Source organism: Dictyobacter arantiisoli, from assembly GCF_008326305.1.
GTDB lineage: Bacteria > Chloroflexota > Ktedonobacteria > Ktedonobacterales > Ktedonobacteraceae > Dictyobacter > Dictyobacter arantiisoli.
The window spans coordinates 24,764-41,931 of record NZ_BIXY01000062.1; the positions used below are offsets into that span (position 1 = coordinate 24,764).

The 17,168-nt window shown below is 50.3% G+C and carries 16 protein-coding genes; 10 read left to right on the top strand and 6 right to left on the bottom strand.

Going from position 1 to position 17,168, the window contains the following annotated elements; translation table 11 throughout:
- Window positions 1-40: 40 nt before the first annotated feature.
- The 7 genes from F1593_RS18675 to F1593_RS18705 all read left to right on the top strand — a co-directional run bounded on the left by F1593_RS18675 (window position 41) and on the right by F1593_RS18705 (window position 7,443).
- Complete coding sequence (locus F1593_RS18675; protein ID WP_149403081.1) at window positions 41-2,647, top strand: PP2C family protein-serine/threonine phosphatase; 2,607 nt, start codon at window positions 41-43, stop codon at window positions 2,645-2,647.
- A gap of 92 nt (window positions 2,648-2,739) precedes the next feature.
- Complete coding sequence (locus F1593_RS18680; RefSeq protein ID WP_149403082.1) at window positions 2,740-3,108, top strand: NADH-quinone oxidoreductase subunit A; 369 nt, start codon at window positions 2,740-2,742, stop codon at window positions 3,106-3,108.
- Entirely contained in the window at window positions 3,099-3,824 is a 726-nt protein-coding gene (locus F1593_RS18685; RefSeq protein WP_149403083.1) for an NADH-quinone oxidoreductase subunit C, read from the top strand. The genes F1593_RS18680 and F1593_RS18685 overlap by 10 nt, the downstream gene beginning before the upstream one ends.
- 48 nt (window positions 3,825-3,872) lie before the next feature.
- A complete protein-coding gene (locus tag F1593_RS18690; RefSeq protein WP_149403084.1) occupies window positions 3,873-4,181 on the top strand; it encodes a hypothetical protein in 309 nt (102 codons plus the stop codon).
- A 9-nt stretch (window positions 4,182-4,190) separates the two neighbouring features.
- The gene (locus tag F1593_RS18695; protein ID WP_149403085.1) at window positions 4,191-5,342 is read left to right on the top strand and encodes an NADH-quinone oxidoreductase subunit D; all 1,152 of its coding nucleotides are present in this window, start codon (window positions 4,191-4,193) and stop codon (window positions 5,340-5,342) included.
- 64 nt (window positions 5,343-5,406) lie between these two features.
- A complete protein-coding gene (locus tag F1593_RS18700; protein ID WP_216368913.1) occupies window positions 5,407-6,828 on the top strand; it encodes a complex I subunit 1/NuoH family protein in 1,422 nt (473 codons plus the stop codon).
- Window positions 6,829-6,927: 99 nt separating this feature from the next.
- Complete coding sequence (locus F1593_RS18705) at window positions 6,928-7,443, top strand: flavoprotein (protein ID WP_149403086.1); 516 nt, start codon at window positions 6,928-6,930, stop codon at window positions 7,441-7,443.
- Window positions 7,444-7,485: 42 nt separating this feature from the next.
- Here the strand turns inward: F1593_RS18705 and F1593_RS18710 are convergent, their stop codons facing one another.
- The 4 genes from F1593_RS18710 to F1593_RS18725 form a co-directional block, all read right to left on the bottom strand.
- Window positions 7,486-8,118, bottom strand: coding sequence for a phosphatase PAP2 family protein (locus F1593_RS18710; protein WP_149403087.1), 633 nt, complete (start codon window positions 8,116-8,118; stop codon window positions 7,486-7,488).
- Between the two features lie 112 nt (window positions 8,119-8,230).
- Window positions 8,231-9,187 (bottom strand): glutamate racemase, encoded by a 957-nt coding sequence (gene murI / locus F1593_RS18715; protein ID WP_149403088.1) that lies wholly within the window; start codon window positions 9,185-9,187, stop codon window positions 8,231-8,233.
- A gap of 34 nt (window positions 9,188-9,221) precedes the next feature.
- The gene (locus F1593_RS18720) at window positions 9,222-10,889 is read right to left on the bottom strand and encodes an acyl-CoA mutase large subunit family protein (protein WP_149403089.1); all 1,668 of its coding nucleotides are present in this window, start codon (window positions 10,887-10,889) and stop codon (window positions 9,222-9,224) included.
- A gap of 70 nt (window positions 10,890-10,959) precedes the next feature.
- Entirely contained in the window at window positions 10,960-11,556 is a 597-nt protein-coding gene (locus F1593_RS18725) for an acyl-CoA carboxylase biotin carboxyl carrier protein subunit (protein WP_149403090.1), read from the bottom strand.
- 341 nt (window positions 11,557-11,897) lie between these two features.
- Here F1593_RS18725 and F1593_RS18730 point away from each other — a divergent pair, with 341 nt between their 5' ends.
- The 3 genes from F1593_RS18730 (at window position 11,898) to groL (ending at window position 14,214) form a co-directional block, all read left to right on the top strand.
- Window positions 11,898-12,188 (top strand): hypothetical protein, encoded by a 291-nt coding sequence (locus F1593_RS18730; RefSeq protein ID WP_149403091.1) that lies wholly within the window; start codon window positions 11,898-11,900, stop codon window positions 12,186-12,188.
- Between the two features lie 30 nt (window positions 12,189-12,218).
- On the top strand, window positions 12,219-12,509 hold the full coding sequence (gene groES, locus F1593_RS18735) for a co-chaperone GroES (RefSeq protein ID WP_149403092.1): 291 nt from the start codon (window positions 12,219-12,221) through the stop codon (window positions 12,507-12,509).
- 79 nt (window positions 12,510-12,588) lie between these two features.
- Window positions 12,589-14,214, top strand: coding sequence for a chaperonin GroEL (gene groL, locus F1593_RS18740; RefSeq protein WP_149403093.1), 1,626 nt, complete (start codon window positions 12,589-12,591; stop codon window positions 14,212-14,214).
- Window positions 14,215-14,308: 94 nt separating this feature from the next.
- Here the strand turns inward: groL and F1593_RS18745 are convergent, their stop codons facing one another.
- Window positions 14,309-15,217: a zinc-ribbon domain-containing protein gene (locus tag F1593_RS18745; protein WP_149403094.1), complete on the bottom strand. Its 909-nt coding sequence runs from the start codon at window positions 15,215-15,217 to the stop codon at window positions 14,309-14,311.
- A gap of 176 nt (window positions 15,218-15,393) precedes the next feature.
- On the bottom strand, window positions 15,394-16,782 hold the full coding sequence (locus F1593_RS18750; RefSeq protein WP_149403095.1) for a DnaJ domain-containing protein: 1,389 nt from the start codon (window positions 16,780-16,782) through the stop codon (window positions 15,394-15,396).
- Between the last annotated feature and the right edge of the window lie 386 nt (window positions 16,783-17,168).

Sequence of the window (17,168 nt, forward strand, 5' to 3'; positions counted from 1 at the left end):
CTTTTATGCACTGTCTATCTGGCATGAAGGGAAAGTGTCAATGAGTACGCATCGTCTCAGCTCGCGGAAATTACAAAAGAGCTTTCGACTGCCAGCTATCTTAGTACTCGCTTGGCTCATGATCGCCCTGTTCTTCGGGCGTTCCTCCACTGCCTTTGCTGCTACTCGCCAGGCACCGCTATCACTTCCTCCACAGGATGTAACACGCGCAGGTGTCTCAGTTGTGCGCCTCCTTGTGTCATATACAGGTACTGCCGATACTGGAGGGGCGGCTGCCAATTCCACTATTTTGTGTACTGGTTTGGGTGTGCTTGTATCCAGTCAGCTCGATGAGGCTAAAAATCAGTATGAGAACTGGGTATTGACCGATGGCTCGCTGGTCAATAATGAGAAAAAAGCTACCTGCTTAACATCGGCACCTGATGCAACTCTCAATGGTATCACTGTCTATACAAGCGCAGCATATAATGCCCAAAGTGTTGTGAAGTATACGGTGAATGCCTCCGCTATTTCCGCCTATTGTTTGCCTGCGACCAGTTCGTGTGTCAATAGCCCGACCTTGTTTTCTTTTTCCAGTAGTACACAGGAACCACAGCCATTTATTGACCTGGCATCCAGTCAAAATAGTGGGAATAGCGCACAAAATCCTCCCCTTGTGCTGGCAAAAAGTGATGCCACGCTTGATGGATTGCAAACGACCAGTGAGGGTTCGACGCAGATCAGCACCTATGAGAATCTCTTAGAAGGATATCGTACACCTGTTACTCAGCCACAGAATGCAACGACGCTTGAGCGTGGCGCATTGCTGGTTAATCCCACTGGCGAACTGGTTGGCATGTATGGAGGAGGAAGTACAACGGTCTTTTCGCTCTCCTCCATTCAATCGCTCTTGAATGCAACATTGCCAAAAAATCCTAACTCCGCCACGGTAAATCCTGTACATGATAATTGGAAAAATGGCATGGATGCGTATTATCATCAGATGACGGATAGCGCTCGCGTTGCTTTCCAGCAAGCCTATAGCGCCAATAAAAATTTCCAGGCTGCGCAACGCTTCCTTTCGCTCACGGAACCCACAGTGGTTGCACAGCATGTGTCTCCTCCTCCGGCGGCCTCTCCCTCTTCAGAAGGTTTTTCTTCCGCTGGCTTAACCATACATGGAGTATATGTACTGTATTGGCAACTTGGTCTATTCGTTGCTATACTGATAGCGTTACTGCTGTTGGTGGTGTTTATGATATGGCGCATGCGCATAAACAAACGCCGTCGTGCTCTGGAGGCAGAGTTGGCGGATGCCGAGCAGCGTGCTACTATCGAGGCTCAACGCATTCGTCAGTCCGAACTGGACGTCGCACAGGAAAAAGAAGAGGTGTCCGCTTCTTCTGCTCCTTTGCCTGTGGTGCTGAAGAATGGTCCTTTAGGATCATCGACGCTGCATTGCCCGCATTGTGATGAGGTTGTGGCTCTCAACGCACGTTTTTGTGGCTATTGCCAGCAACAACTCTTGCCGGTGGATGGAAAAGTTCAGCGACGCGAGCCCTTCAGGCCAGCTTCGACGGCCTCTGAAGGATCACAGGCTCCGCTGACAACACCAGCTGTTTCAGCTCGCTCGATAGCGGAACAAACCACGATTGTACCTGCCAATGCTATTGCGGAACAGCCCACCGTGGTGCCGGGACGCTCAATTGCGGAACAGCCTACTGTGGATATCGCATCACGCATGGGGGCGGGCAATGAGATGCCAGCTGATCCTGAGAAAACGGTTCCTTATACGATGCGTTTGAGTGGACAGCGGATTGGTTTTGTGGTGGGAGCGCGCTCTAACGCAGGAATTAAGCGTAAGTATAAGCCTAATGAGGATAGTCTGTTTGCGGCTCAGGGAGTGTTGCGCAGTGCCTCAAAATCACCGATGTTTGGTTTGTTGGTGGTGGCGGATGGTATGGGTGGACATGCGAATGGCGAGGATGCCAGTCGTCTTGCCATTCAAGCGATTGCGAGTTATTTGCTCCCCAGAATTATTGGGCAGCCAGTACAGCAGGGTGATGCTTATGCCAGTTTACTGGTTGAAGGCGCCCAGCAAGCCAATCTGGCGGTCCATCAAAATAATATTGAGCAAAATGGTGATATGGGCACAACCATTACGGCGACGCTGATTATTGATGGCATAGCATATGTCGTCAATGTGGGAGATAGCCGGACCTACCTGTTTAATCCGGCTCTGGGATTGCGCAAGGTGACAACTGATCACTCGGTAGTTGCCAGTCTGGTAGAAGCTGGTATCATTAAACCAGATGATATCTATACACATCCGAAGCGCAATCAAATCTATCGCAGTCTGGGTGAGAAGCCAGCGGTTGAGATAGATTCATTTACAGTGCAATTGCAACCGGGTGACAAATTATTACTTTGTTCCGATGGCTTATGGGATATGGTCCGTGATCCAAAGATCGAAGCGGTGGTGAAAAATCCTGATCCCAATCCTTTTGTTATCGGCGACGCACTTATACAGGCTGCACTGGATGGTGGCGGGGAAGATAATGTCAGTGTGATCGTAGTAAATGTAACGGAACCCATTGATACGGCTGGAATGCCGCAGTTTCAACTGATCGCGAAACCTGATTCCGTACAGATCCCACAGTTACAATAAATTGTCGCTCCCTGTTCCCTGTGCTATAATCTAGTCAGCATTTTCTTGGCCTCCGCTGCTATAGCGGAGGTATTTCTTGGGAGGAAAAGCTCGTGTCAACACCAGCTAATATTGGATATTTATATGCAGGTATCCTTGTGGCAGCAGGTTTTGTGTTTGTGATATTGGCAACAACTGTCTCAGGCCTGCTTTCTCCACATAATCCAACAAAGGAAAAACTGCAGACGTACGAATCTGGCGAAACTCCCATTGGCTCTGCTTGGGTTCAATATCCGCTCGGATTTTACATCTACGCCTTGCTCTTCGTGGCCTTTGATGTAGATATTGTTTTTGTTATCTCCTGGGCTGTTATCTTTAAGCAATTAAGCATTTTTGGCTTTTGTGAGATTGTATTCTTTATTGTCGTCCTTGCGATTGGGCTTTTGTATGCATGGCGTAAGGGAGTAACACGATGGATCTAGTACCACGATCTAAAAATATTCCCAGTGCTACAACTGGGTATCGCGACCAGAACGCCGCATTGGCTCGTGATCTGGCCCCGATTGCTCAGATTACCGGAAAGCCCCTTGTAACGCAGCTTCAAAAAGGTGATTATCTCGGTCTCGATGTTGAGCGCGAACATCTTGTGGCGGTGAGCCGCCTTTTGCGTGACCAGCTTGGCTTCGATATTCTGAGTTGTATCTCAGGTACCGATATGCTGGATCATCTGGAGACGGTGTATCATATGCGTTCCACGATCCGTGAGCAGTTAATCCAGATCAAGGTTCGTCTTGATCATGAGGCCCCTGAAGTTGATAGCGTTGTATCGGTCTGGCCGACAGCGAATTGGCTGGAGCGTGAAACATATGACATGTACGGCATTCGTTTCGCTGGTCATCCTGATCTGCGTCGTATGCTGCTCGATGATGATTTTGAAGGGTATCCTCTGTTAAAGAATTTCCATCAGGTTCCGATGACTGTCAAACCACGTGCCACGACTCAGATTGATCCAAACATGGCTGTTTCTGGTCAATATCAGCAGCAGAATGTGGAACGTGTGGTGCAAAAGAAGTTGGGCCAGGGTATGGAGGAGCGGTTGCATCCTGGAACGCCAACCTTTGGACATGCCAATGAAGCTGCCCACAAGGAAGCGGACTCGTCAACTGAGACACACTCTTCGAGCAATGGTAACGCGTAGTTGTAGCGCTGCATGTCAATCCTGATAGATATCAGAATGATAGATAGCATGCCAAAGTCAAAAAAACGCACAAAGCATGGCCGTGAGCAGGGGGCTCTGGCACAGCCAGAGAGAGTTCATCCAGGCATGAGTCGCAGGCTGGTTTCACGCCGCACTGGCCGTACTGATAGTATGTCTGGTCTGGTGATAGGGGCGGTTGTGGCACTCGGTTGTTGGGGAATTGCCTACAGTTTTGTTTCGCTTAATGATCCCAATCGCTATGTTTTTGCTGGTATGATGGCTATGATTGCGTTACTGTGGTCGATTAGCTTCGGCGTTCGTCTATGGAAGTGGCAACGAAGAAGACAAGCAAATTAGAGGAAGCTTATGGCTACAAACCAAGATACTGAGTTTCAAGCCGAATTTTCTGGAACATCTGAAGGCATTAAAACTCAGGAAATGTTGTTAAACATGGGTCCGCAACACCCCAGTACCCATGGTGTTTTGCGTCTGATTATTACCCTGGAAGGTGAAACGATCACGAGTTGTACTCCGGTGATCGGCTACCTGCACCGTGGTATTGAAAAGATTCTGGAAAACCGTACCGTTATGGCGGGTATCCGCTACATGGATAATTCCGATTATCTGTCTCCTATGCTCAATGAGACCGCCTATGCGGGTGCCGTTGAACAGGAGATGGGGATTGAGATTCCACGCCGTGCGCAGTATATTCGCTTGATTACCAATGAATTACAGCGCATCGCAAGCCATCTGGTCGGTATTGGTACCTATGGTATGGACCTGGGAACCACTACTCCGATCATCTGGGCTTTCCGTGATCGCGAAGGTATTCTCTCGATGTTTGAGGCTCTGAGCGGCAGCCGCTTTAACGTGAACTATATGCGCGTCGGCGGTGTCTTGCATGATTTACCTAAGGGCTGGCTCGATGAGTGCTCGACTTTCCTGGACAAATTAGAAAAGAATATGGTCGAAATGGACGGCCTGCTGTCCGGTAACGAAATCTTTATGTCCCGGACGCAAGGTGTGGGTTATATCGATCCACAGCAGGCGCTGGCCTATGGCCTAACCGGTCCGATGCTGCGCGCAAGCGGTATCAACTGGGATCTGCGCGTGAATCGTCCATACATGGCGTATCGAGAAGTGGCTGTGAATCCGATTGTGCGCCAGGAGGGTGACTGCTTTGCGCGCTATTATGTCCGCTTGCAGGAAATCACTGAGAGCATTCGCCTTGTCCGTGAGGGCATCGATAAACTGCCTGGTGGTCCGATCAGCGTCCGTACTCCGATTGCGTTACGTCCTCCACGTGGTGAGACCTACTTCGCCATTGAGAGCAGTAAGGGCGAGTTAGGGGTGTACTTCATCAGCGATGGAAGTGAGTATCCATGGCGTGCCAAGCTCCGTGGACCATCCTTTGTCAATTTACAGATTGTGCCTGAATTGTTGCGCGGCCATAAAATGAGTGACGCCATTGCAATTTTGGGTAGTACCGATATTGTGCTTGGCGAGGTCGATCGGTAAGCGTGTCTTGAGGTAGCAAATGAGCCCATGCGGGCGTTTGCTGCTTCTCCCGTGGAGTTATCATATGTTTAGAATGATTGTCGCAGATATCGCAGCTAATAGTTGGTTTTATTGGCTCAGCAACCTGTGGAATGGAATTATCTCCTGGAATTTCTTGCAGTTTGTGGTGGCCTTCCTGACTATCTTCGGGTTTATTCTGACCAGCGCTACGATTCTGGTGCTCGCTGAGCGCAAAATTCTGGCCTGGATGCAGGACCGCTACGGCCCATTGCACACTGGCCCCTGGGGACTTCTCCAGTCGGTCGCGGACGTCGGTAAGCTGTTATTAAAAGAAGATGTCCACGTTGGTGGTGCTGATAAAGCGATGTTGATCTTCGCCCCGGCAGTCTTTATGGCTCCGGTTATCGCATCTTTTGCCATTATGCCATTTTCTCCTTATATTCAACTGCCTGGTAGTGCTCTGGCGGTCGGCCTGGTCTTCTATGTTGCCATGAGCTCGATTGACGTTATTGGCGTGATTATGGCTGGTTGGGGCTCTAATAACAAATATTCATTGATCGGTGGCTTACGTTCTGCTGCTCAGATGATTTCCTATGAGCTTCCCCTGGTGCTGGCTTTTGTCAGCGTGATTATGTTGACAAGCGTGCTGGCTGGCCGACCTGGCTTTCCTGGTCAGGATGGTATTGGTACACTTGCCCCTTATGAAATTCAGATCTTCCAGAACTCGGCCTGGAATCATACCGGTATTGGTATTCTCGACTTCCTCTTCCAGGGCTTTACTCCCTGGTCCTGGTTTGTACTGTTTCAGCCTTTGATGTTGTTGATCTACTACATCTGTGGTCTGGCTGAGACCAACCGCGCTCCATTCGACCTGCCAGAAGCTGAGTCCGAACTGGTTGCCGGTTACATGACTGAGTATAGCGGCATGCGTTGGGCTATGTTCTTCCTGGGTGAATACGGTAACATGACAATCGTTTCTGCGGTTGCTTCCTACCTCTTCCTGGGTGGATTCGCTGGCCCTGGTGTTGCCTTCTTAACAGCCCAGCATTCGCTGCTGTGGGGCTTTGTTGGTAATATGCTGGCTCTCCTGTACTTCATTATTAAGATTTACGCCCTCTGTGCGGTCTTCATCTGGATTCGTGCAACGTTGGTACGTTTGCGCGCTGACCAGTTGATGCAATTCGCCTGGTTGGTGTTGATGCCTGTAACCCTGGTGAATATCCTGGTTACTGGTATCCTGTACTTCGCAACCTCAGCTCTGCCGACCTGGGTCTTCCTGGTTGTACTGGCCTGTGTGAACTGGGCTGGTGTCTTCGGCTTTGTCTGGTTGGTGCGTCGTGTTACGCTCTCGACCACACGTCATGCTCAGGCTCCGGCTATTCGGGCGCAACTGCGTGCGAAACCTGCCGTTCCTGCCATCGCCCTGCGCGATGGTGTGCCGAGCCGGGTAGCTTTACCTGCTGGTACTGCTGCGAGTCAGGAGTAATACGCTTCTCTGGAAGCATGCTGATATACCTTAAAAAGACAGATGGCTTAACCTTAAAGGTGAGCCGCCTGTCTTTTTTCTTTCGTAAGGGGGGATCGCTTGAAGAGATTGGCTGTGCTGGTCTGTGCGGCGTTGCCCGCAAAACAGATTCAGATCCTGGTGGCTCTGGCCCAGGATGAGGATTGGGATGTCTCTGTGTTCGCGACCCCCAACGCACGTGCTTTTATTGATGAGCCACTGCTGGCACAAAAGATCGGACATAGCGTCTTCACGACCACCCCGACTGAGCCTTTAGCATCCTTCACCCTTGCCGTGGTTATCCCGGCAACCTTTAATACGCTACGCAAATGGACGCAGGGCATCACCGATACCTATGTCCTGGAACTGTTATGGCAATGGACACAGCAGCAGTCCTGTCCAATCCTCGTTTTCCCACGTGCCAGCGCTGAACTGGCGCAAGATCCCGCCTTCGCCCCCAGCCTGAACTGGCTGCAACAACACCAGATAGACGTCTTCTACCAGCCAGAACTCTATCCTCCTAACAATAACATCCCCTGGAACAAGGTTATGGATAACATCCGTAGTATCTCCCACGAGAATGAGGACGCAACTTAATTAATAATCCGCTTCCTCATTCTTTTCAAGCGTCGTGGATAATCAAAAGCCCTGGGTTTTAAGGAGTGACCAGGAGAGCAGGATACCGATGATAGAGCCCGCAATTACTTGGGCGAGGGTGTGGCGCTTGAGTCTGACCCGGGACCAACTGACCAGTATGAGGAGCACGAATGCGGGCAGGATGATTTTACCATAGGCCATGCTGAGGGCCGTCAGTGCAGCTCCCAGGGCTGATGCATGCATGCTGATCTTCCACCATAGCGTGACAATCATCATAAGTAGGCCACAGATCGCAACCAGGAGCAAGACTGTTTCCAGATTTTTTAGTCCCTGGGTGAGATGTAAAATGACATCTCCCAGCAGGCTGGAGGTAATGCCAAAGAGAAAGGGTCCAACCCGTTGTGAGCGCACACTTACATCGGCATCGGTAAATTTACCGGTGATAACCCCGAATACGATATAGGCCATGGGACCAACACAGAGAAAGAAGATGGTAATAATAACGGAAGATAAGATATTCGATGCGTTGGTCGACAAAGCCATGAGCACAATAAAGGGCAGGGCAACAACAGCAGGTGATAGGATCGTCGAGACCAAACGTGCAAAGGGCATTTGAGCCTGCTGCGTGGCCGTCGGCGTATCATCGCTATCTTGTAGTGCCATGTTCTCAAGCATGTAGAGTTTCTCCTTTGTTTCCCTTCATTGCGCTGAAGGAGACTATCTATCGATTTTATGTATTCAGAGTAGCATGTACGATTTATTCCTGAATGTATTTGAATGAGCGTTGCTAATTTAGTATGCATGGTGCCTGAGATACTTCAACTGGATAGCCAAGTATCGCGCTGGCGACTGAGCTGAATGCTCTGGCATCCCCGCTACACCAGATGTTCAATGTACCATGCTCTTCTTCCTGTGCCGGGAAAAGCATACCATCGGTATCCAGAATGGTGTGAGTTCGTCGCGCGATAGCGGTTCCACTATCGATGACCTGCACGCCTTTTCCTACCACGCGTTCAATTGCTGGACGCAGAGCTGGAAAATGGGTACAACCGAGCACAAGCACGTCTATATCTTTGCCTGTTAAGGGTTGCAGGGCATGACGCAGGGTTTCATCCACAACTGGTCCATCCAGTTGACCCTGTTCGACCAGGGGGACCAGTTCCGAACAGCCCACGGAATAGGCCTGAATATCTGAAGCAAAGGTATCAATCAAATCATGCAGATAGGCCGACTGTACCGCACCATTGGTTGCGGCAATCCCAATGCGCCCCCGTCTGGTGATGCGTGCAGCGGGTTTGACCGCCGGTACCACTCCTACAAAGGGAATATGGGGATAGGTCTCGCGTAACGCACTGAGCGCGGCCTGTGATGCGGTATTGCAGGCGACTACGATTAATTTCACCCCTTGTTCGACGAGGAAGCGGCAGGCCTGCACCGTCAATTGAATAACCTCAGCGTCATCCCGGACCCCATAGGGACAAAAGGCAGTGTCGCCATAGTAAATGAAGTGTTCCTGAGGCAGTTCTTTGCGTAGATCTGACAGAATTGTCAGACCACCTGCTCCAGAATCAAAGACCCCGATGGGGGCCAGGGCCAGTTTATTGGGCTGATCCAGGTGGCCTTGTCGGCTACGAGGATCACTATGATGATAATCGTAGAAGATATTCTCACTCCGCTCCGCATCACGTGCGGGATGCACTTGCTGCTCTCCTGCAGCATTGTTTACACTTTTGATAATTTTCATATGCTATTTCTATTATACTCTATAACAACTACCACTAATCTATACGACGCAATTCTCTTTGTTCGCCAAACACCTGACGCAGGATATCACTGATTTCTCCCAGGGTTGCGTAGGCCTCAACTGCGGCAATAATAGGTGGCATGAGATTGCTATTGCCACGTGCGGCCTGTTCAAGGATTTGTAGTCGTTGTCCAACCAGTGCATTATCCCGTTTTTGTCGCAAGGCCGCCAGCCTGGCGGTCTGTCGCTGGACAATTTGGGGATCAATCGTTTGAGATGTGAATGGTTCTGAGGTCGCGGTTTGAAAGCGATTGACACCCACAACAATACTTTGCTCTTCCTCCAGCGCTCGCTGATACACATACGCTGCTTCTTCGATCTGTGCTTGCAGATAACCATGCTCGATGGCGCGTACACTCCCGCCCAACGCATCAATCTCCTGGATGTACTGCCAGGCACGTTGCTCAAGCTCGTTCGTTAGTGCCTCGACATAATAGGAGCCAGCCAGTGGATCTACCACATCCGCGACGCCGGTCTCATAACCGAGAATCTGCTGGGTACGCAGGGCCACGCGGGCTGTTTCCTCGGTGGGCAAGGACAGGGCTTCATCTTTGGCGTTGGTGTGTAAGGATTGCGTTCCGCCCAGGACGGCCGCCAGCGCCTGATAGGCTGTCCGCACGATATTGTTATCTGGTTGTTGGGCCGTCAGAGTTGAGCCAGCGGTCTGAGTGTGGAAACGCAACATCAGCGAGCGAGCATCCTGTGCATGGAAGCGTTCGCGCATAATATGGGCCCACATACGGCGCGCGGCCCTGAATTTGGCTACCTCTTCAAATAGATTATTATGGCTATTAAAGAAGAATGAGAGCTGACCCGCAAAGGTATCCACATTCAGTCCGGTCTCAACGGCGGCCTGGACATACGCAATCGCATTGGCTAGCGTGAAAGCAATCTCTTGTGCCGCGGTAGAACCGGCCTCGCGAATATGATAGCCACTGATACTGATCGTGTTCCAACTGGGCAGGTTTTTTGCACAGTAGCTAAAGATGTCAGTAATGATACGCATAGAATGCCGGGGTGGATAGATATAGGTGCCACGGGCGATATATTCTTTTAAGAGGTCATTCTGGATGGTACCAGAGAGTTTGTGCATATCCGTCCCCTGTTTTTTCGCCACAGCGATATACAGGGCTAATAAGATACTGGCGGTGGCATTAATCGTCATCGAGGTACTGATACGTTCCAGGGGCAATCCCTCTAGCAGTGTCTCCATATCTTCCAGACTGGAGATTGAGACCCCTACTTTACCAACTTCACCCTCTGAGAATGGATGATCGGCATCATAGCCCATCTGTGTGGGGAGATCAAAGGCGACAGAGAGACCGGTTGTCCCCTGGGATAACAGGTAGTGATAACGGCGGTTTGACTCCTCGGCACTGGCGAAACCAGCGTATTGACGCATGGTCCAGAGCCGTGAACGATACATAGCGGGTCGTATCCCGCGCGTGAAAGGGAACTCTCCCGGATAGCCAAGCCGGGCGTGCATATCGCTATTCGCCAGATCCTCTTCTGTGACCAGATCAGGAATGGGAATCCCTGAGCTCGTCTCAAAGCTTGCTTTGCGCTCTATTCTCTGTTTGCCGCCACTGCTGGCTGTTGTTTCACGCCATTCAGCGGCGCTATTGCTCTCATGTATCTCCATGACGCGCAAAAACCTCCTATGGGTCCCAAACAATTATAACATACGCAATAATGAGAGCATATCAAGCATATCAAAGGAGTATCGTGTTTTCAGGTTCGCCGTCTGCTTGACTCTCGATGATCACCAGGGCTTGCCCTTGATCGACTGTTTGTCCTGCCTGGACTTTGAGCTCTTTCACTATGCCAGCAAGAGGAGCGGAAAGATCATTTTCCATTTTCATGGCTTCTAATATTACCACGGTCTCGCCAGCCCTGACCTTGTCTCCCGGAGTTACCAGAGTATTGACGACCAGTCCTGGCATGGGCGCGCGGACAGTTGCGGCGCTGGTATGGACGTTGGTGCGAGCGATACCTTCCAGCAGATGAGTTCTCTCATCTTCAACTGCCACCATAAAGTACTGCCCGGCGAGCTGTATTTCGTAGGTTCGCGTGCCCTTTTCATCGAGCTGGGGGAGGTGGCGCGCCAGAATTTCATAGGATTTGCCTTGCAGGAGCAGGCTATAGCGTCCCCCTGCCTGTACCTTGCCCCTGTCATCGGCGCTCAGGGGAGCGATACGCTTCCAATCAATGGCCTCTGAAACACCATCCAGGGTCGCCAGAGTCTGGTTGCCTTGCTGCTGTGTGGTGATTTGATACTGGTAGTGATCAACGGTGGTAATGTATGACATGCTATTTTACCTTCTATAGTGAAAGTTCTTTCTTATCACATGTGCCCGTGATTATTGTATCATGCCATCACAGAAGAGGAGAAGTGCGCCCTGTTACGAGGCTTATTGCTGGCATTCTAACACTTTTCTAACACTTTTCCTATGTGGTTCTAACAATCATTGTGGCATACTGCTTTACAGAGAAAAGAATAACGTTGCATTTTAAATCTACATGCAGACATTTCGTCTGTCTAATGCCTGAACGTGAAGAGTTGCAATGACGCAGAAAACGCCAAACATCTACTTTAGAGGGAATTATTTCCTGGGTGGTGGTTCAGCGCAACTGCAACAAAGGTATCACAATGAAGAGACAAGAGGATTTCGAGCACGTCTATAATAAAGATGATGAGCATAAACAGAGGAAACAAAATAAGGCGATTTCTGCCAATAGTCAGAAGCCGCCTCGTTGCGCGAACTGTGATATCGATATCCTTTGGCCTCCTACCATGGTAGCTGAGACGACCTATTGCTGTACCGGATGTGCGGCAGGTGGGCCGTGTTGTTGTGACTATTCACAGTATCGTTCGGTGAACATCTCTGGTGTGATCCATTATGGTTCAGACGAAGAGGCACTGAATACGTCTTCTGATTGATAATTTCACTGATGAAAGGAAGTATACATCGTGGCTAAGATTCGTCCTATTGGTGACCGTGTGGTTGTAAAGCCTGCGGCCAAAGAAGAAGTAACAAAAAGCGGTATCGTTATCCCTGACACAGCCAAAGAGAAACCTCAAGAAGGGGTTGTGATTGCGGTTGGTAATGGTCGTTTGCTGGATAATGGTGAGCGCGCTGCAATAGAGATCCATGAGGGTGATCGTGTGCTGTTCGCTAAATATGGCGGCACCGAGTTCAAACTGGACAACGAAGAGTACCTGGTACTCAAAGAGAACGATATTCTCGCAATCGTTGGTTAATTATTCCTCTTCCTGGTATTCAGGAAAGTCTTTCTTGAATACAGAAGGATAGTATGTAGTGAAGGAATGAAATACAATCATGGCAAAACAGCTTGTATTTGATGAAGAGGCTCGCCGTTCCCTTAAAAAGGGCATCGATATTCTGGCAGGCGCAGTAAAGACCACACTTGGTCCTAAGGGCCGTAACGTGGCATTGGACAAAAAGTTCGGTGCTCCTAACGTCACCCATGATGGTGTGACCGTCGCCAAAGAGATTCAGCTCGAAGATCCATTTGAGAATATGGGTGCGCAGTTGCTGAAAGAAGCAGCTACCAAGACCAATGATGTAGCCGGTGATGGTACAACCACCGCAACCGTATTGGCTCAGGCTATCGTAAATGAAGGCTTGAAAAACCTGGCTGCTGGTGCTAATCCCATGCAGTTGAAGTTGGGTATCGATAAAGGTTCCGAGGCCGCTGTGGCTTATATCCGTGAACTGGCCGTGCCGGTTGAGGGCAAGAAAGATATCGCTCAGGTCGCCTCGATCTCCGCTGCTGATGAGCAGATCGGCGAATTAATCGCTGAAGTGATGGATCGCGTCGGTAAAGATGGCGTCATCACCGTTGAGGAGTCCCGTGGTATCAACTTCGAGACCGAGTATGTCGAAGGTATGCAGATCGACAAAGGCTACATCTCAGCCTACTTCGTCACTAATTCAGAGAAGATGGAAGCCTCATTGGAGAATCCTTACATCCTGATCACAGACAAGAAGATCAGCGCTGTACAGGATATCCTGCCAGTAGTTGAGAAGATTGTTCAGCAGGGGCGCCGCGAAGTAGTGCTGATTGCTGAGGATGTCGATGGTGAGGCTCTGGCCACACTGGTCGTCAACAAATTGCGCGGTATCCTCAATATCCTGGCTGTCAAAGCCCCTGGCTTTGGTGATCGCCGTAAAGACATGCTGGGTGACATTGCTGCCCTGACCGGTGGTACTGTAATCAGCGAAGAGATGGGCCGCCGCCTGGATAGCGCCACGCTTGAGGATCTGGGTACCGCTCGTGTTGTGACTTCCCACAAAGAAGACACCACCATTATTGAGGGCCATGGAGATCGCTCCGAGATCGAGGCACGCATTCGCCAGATCAAAGCTCAGATTGACGTAACCACCAGCGATTATGACCGTGAGAAGCTCCAGGAGCGCCTCGCCAAGCTGTCCGGTGGCGTTGCTGTGATCAAGGTTGGTGCTGGTACCGAGGTTGAGTTGAAGTATCGCCAGACCCGTGTTGAAGATGCACTGTCCGCAACCCGCGCCGGTGTTGAAGAAGGTATCGTCCCTGGTGGCGGTGTCGCGCTGCTGTCCGCTATTGAGGCTCTGGATAACCTGAACCTGACTGGCGACGCCGCAACTGGTGTAACCATCCTGCGTCGTGCCCTCGAAGAGCCAATCCGTCAGCTGGCCGTCAATGGTGGCCGTGATGGTTCCGTGGTTGTTGAAGGTATTCGTCGGGCTCAGAAAGAGCAGAACAACAAGCATATTGGTTACAACGTGCTGACCGATACGTATGTCGACATGTTAGAGGCTGGTATCGCTGATCCTGCCAAAGTAACACGTTCGGCCCTGCAGAATGCTGCCAGTATCGCTGCTATGATCCTGACCACCGAGGCTTTGATCACCGATCTGCCTGAGAAAAATGCAGCCGCTGCGCCCGCAATTCCTGAATACTAGGCTTTATTATAGTCAGCGTGCTGGCTTGAAATAACCTGAGAACAGTCCTCCCTGAAATCTGGGGAGGACTGTTTTTTATTGCATGTTTGCTTGTTCAGGACAAGAATTTAAAGGAATTGAACATGGGCTGTAAGTATTTCTGGGTGGCTTCACGATAGATGTCGTCTGGCATAAAGACGGCGATCGAGTAGTAACTCTTCTTATGGTTCACTGAAATGATCGTGAAATGGTATTTATTGTTATTCGTATCGAGTACTGTTGCCTCATTCTGTGACCATTTTTCGCCACCAATGGAGGGTTGTGCATTACTTGTCTGGACAGTCTGAATGTTTTGGAATCCTTGCTGGTTTAAATTTTGCATGTGAGCCTGATTCAAGGTTGCAGTATCGGGAATTGAGCTGGTGACGGATGAAGCAAAATGGGTGAGATAGACCTGAATCCCGATCTGATTCTGGGACGTAAAAGCCATCGAGGTGGATGTGGTTGATTTTTGTGGCGCGCCAGCTGTCCAGTCAGCTGGATATTGTAGCGAGACGTTGATAGTTGGGTCCTTGGCGGTCTTAAAGGATGTTGGAATAGGGAGCGTGTTCTGGCTCTGGGACGGTTTTGGGGTTGCGCGTGTCTGGGCGCGGGTTGTGTTGGTATTCACTGCTCTGGCGGGTGTATTGGTCAACTGCCCATTGCTATAAAGGGTTGCCAGCGCAATCAAAACGCCGAGTACGGGCGCGAGTACCAGTACGGCAATCGTTGCGATCCATCCTCTTCCCGCTTTGCGGGCTTTGGAGTCTCGCTGGCGTGTTTTGAGAGGCCCATTGCCAGGTGGATCTACCGTATTCGCCTCAATAATAGAGGGACGGGTGACTGGCGGCGCTGTCGGCCATGGTGGTGCCCCTGGTGGTAAATACGAAAACGTCGATATTTGACTCGTCTGCGTCCTTGTTCCACAGCGGGGACAAAAGGCAGTGTTTTCACGAAGTTCAGTTGAGCATTGAGAACATTTCATAAGTCACGCTCCCTGCTAGTGTTGAGTTGGTATTACAGAATGCTGAACAAATCGTTTGCCCTCAGGGATGTATCAGGTTGGTTGTATTTGCTACTCCTTGCTTCTAATTATCGAATAGAATAAGCAATTTTGCAACCATTTGGCACGAGCAGAATATTTTGCCTGCATTGTGCTGCTTATTGCCAGATTTGGATTGTGCCATCCGTTAACCCGACAATCAGTTGTTGCTCGCTAAAGTTGAGCGCGCTGACCTGCCATGGATGATAAAACTTCTGGATAATTTGACCGGTTGTGATCGACCACAGATCGACGACCCCCTCGCTTACTTCACTGTCCTCGCGCGCTACCGCCAGCCATTGGGCGTCTGGTGAGATTGCTATACGGGCGCTTCCACCCATCGTGCCGCTGGTGATTTCGCTATAGGTGCCTGTAGTGGTATCACACAGGCGAATGTTTGAGCCAGCATAGACAAAGGCCAGCAGGGAGGCATCCAGGGAGGCTGCATATGGTGGGGCGCAATCTTCGCACCGCCCCATCAAAATAGAGGCTTCAATGTGTGGCGTTTTATGGCCCAGTGTTTTTTTTGGGGTGATATTCCAGCGCCGTATAATCGCCATCTGCTCAGGCTCATGTGGTATCTGGGCACAGGATAAGGTGACAAGCGTATGGGCATCCTGTGATAAAGCACGCATACGGATAGCCCAGAAACTGCGCCGATCAGTATTTTCTTCGGGGCAAACGATGGCATCAGAGACCTTGGCCGTTGGCTGTTCCATCCCATGATGAATGATATCCGTGCTCCGCACTCCCCAGGAGCGTGGAGTGCGTGTATCTTCATTAAGATGGGGTAAGGCCATGGAAACGCTACGCTTCCCATCTGGTTGCACATGCAGGCTCATATCCAGCGAATAATGGGCTGATACGGCGCGTGCAGTTAATGGATAGCTCCAGAGTCGTGTGCCTGAATAAGCATCCCATACATGCAATCCCAGGCGGTTCCAACCTGATAGAAGTGAGCCGGCCTGTGAGAAGCGCAGTTCGCGCAACGCTTCAACCGTCAACGCGGGATCAACCGCGAAATTGGTCGTTTCGGTGACTTTTCCATCATGATGGACCTGCCAGAGCGTTCCCTGACCATCGAGCGAGCCAGCAGCAATCTGTACACCATGTACTGTGGGACGACTGTGCAGGGCTGAAGGGACCACCAGTTTTGTTTGGATGATCGGCCCGGCGCGAAATGGTCCCCGGGTGCTGAATGTATTCAGCCCCGAAAATTCCACGTCGTTTGGATCATCGGGCACATGCGGGCGTGAATGTGGACGTACCAGAGGTTGGCGCATATCTATAATGCCGCTTAAGATTGCATCATAGCTTTCGCGTTTTTCCTGATCCCCCAGGACCGCGTAGGCGCGATTAATCTGTTTCATTTCCAGAGCCCCTTCGGGACCAGCCAGATCGGGATGAAAACGGCGTGCTAATTGGCGATAGGCTCTTTTGACGGTATCAAGGTCCGCATTGGGCGGAACCCCTAAGATAGCATAATAGTTCTCTGGTCTATCTATCATCTTATCGTATCACATCCATTCTTGCGAAATACATTCTTTCTCAACCAACGAAGGCTCGAACCCTCGCAGCCAATACCGAGAAGGTGGAACACCATTCCCCCGTAGGCGCCACCCTTCACGGGCAATACCGCTTAAATAACGAGAAAAGGAAGTTTCTTTCTGGCATAATAAAAAAAACGTTACATAGATCCAGAAAGAAAATTCCTTATGCCTTTTAGAATAACGTATCTTCCTGATGATGACAAGCTTTGCCATCACATTTCCAGGGCTTTCCAATTCTAAAAAACGGAACAGTAGCCAGTGAGCAAGAGATCAAGAGCCTTGTCATACGATGCATCAAAATAGCGCATCTGTCGGGCAACATTGCACACGCCGACACGATCCAT

What these genes read in the sequence shown, in the direction of transcription:
- F1593_RS18675 (WP_149403081.1), top strand. Translation starts at nt 41, where the DNA reads ATGAGTACGCATCGTCTCAGCTCGCGGAAATTACAAAAGAGCTTTCGA.
- F1593_RS18685 (WP_149403083.1), top strand. Translation starts at nt 3,099, where the DNA reads ATGGATCTAGTACCACGATCTAAAAATATTCCCAGTGCTACAACTGGG.
- F1593_RS18690 (WP_149403084.1), top strand. Translation starts at nt 3,873, where the DNA reads ATGCCAAAGTCAAAAAAACGCACAAAGCATGGCCGTGAGCAGGGGGCT.
- F1593_RS18695 (WP_149403085.1), top strand. Translation starts at nt 4,191, where the DNA reads ATGGCTACAAACCAAGATACTGAGTTTCAAGCCGAATTTTCTGGAACA.
- F1593_RS18700 (WP_216368913.1), top strand. Translation starts at nt 5,407, where the DNA reads ATGTTTAGAATGATTGTCGCAGATATCGCAGCTAATAGTTGGTTTTAT.
- F1593_RS18710 (WP_149403087.1), bottom strand. Translation starts at nt 8,118, where the DNA reads ATGCTTGAGAACATGGCACTACAAGATAGCGATGATACGCCGACGGCC.
- murI (WP_149403088.1), bottom strand. Translation starts at nt 9,187, where the DNA reads ATGAAAATTATCAAAAGTGTAAACAATGCTGCAGGAGAGCAGCAAGTG.
- F1593_RS18720 (WP_149403089.1), bottom strand. Translation starts at nt 10,889, where the DNA reads ATGGAGATACATGAGAGCAATAGCGCCGCTGAATGGCGTGAAACAACA.
- F1593_RS18725 (WP_149403090.1), bottom strand. Translation starts at nt 11,556, where the DNA reads ATGTCATACATTACCACCGTTGATCACTACCAGTATCAAATCACCACA.
- F1593_RS18730 (WP_149403091.1), top strand. Translation starts at nt 11,898, where the DNA reads ATGAAGAGACAAGAGGATTTCGAGCACGTCTATAATAAAGATGATGAG.
- groL (WP_149403093.1), top strand. Translation starts at nt 12,589, where the DNA reads ATGGCAAAACAGCTTGTATTTGATGAAGAGGCTCGCCGTTCCCTTAAA.
- F1593_RS18745 (WP_149403094.1), bottom strand. Translation starts at nt 15,217, where the DNA reads ATGAAATGTTCTCAATGCTCAACTGAACTTCGTGAAAACACTGCCTTT.
- F1593_RS18750 (WP_149403095.1), bottom strand. Translation starts at nt 16,782, where the DNA reads ATGATAGATAGACCAGAGAACTATTATGCTATCTTAGGGGTTCCGCCC.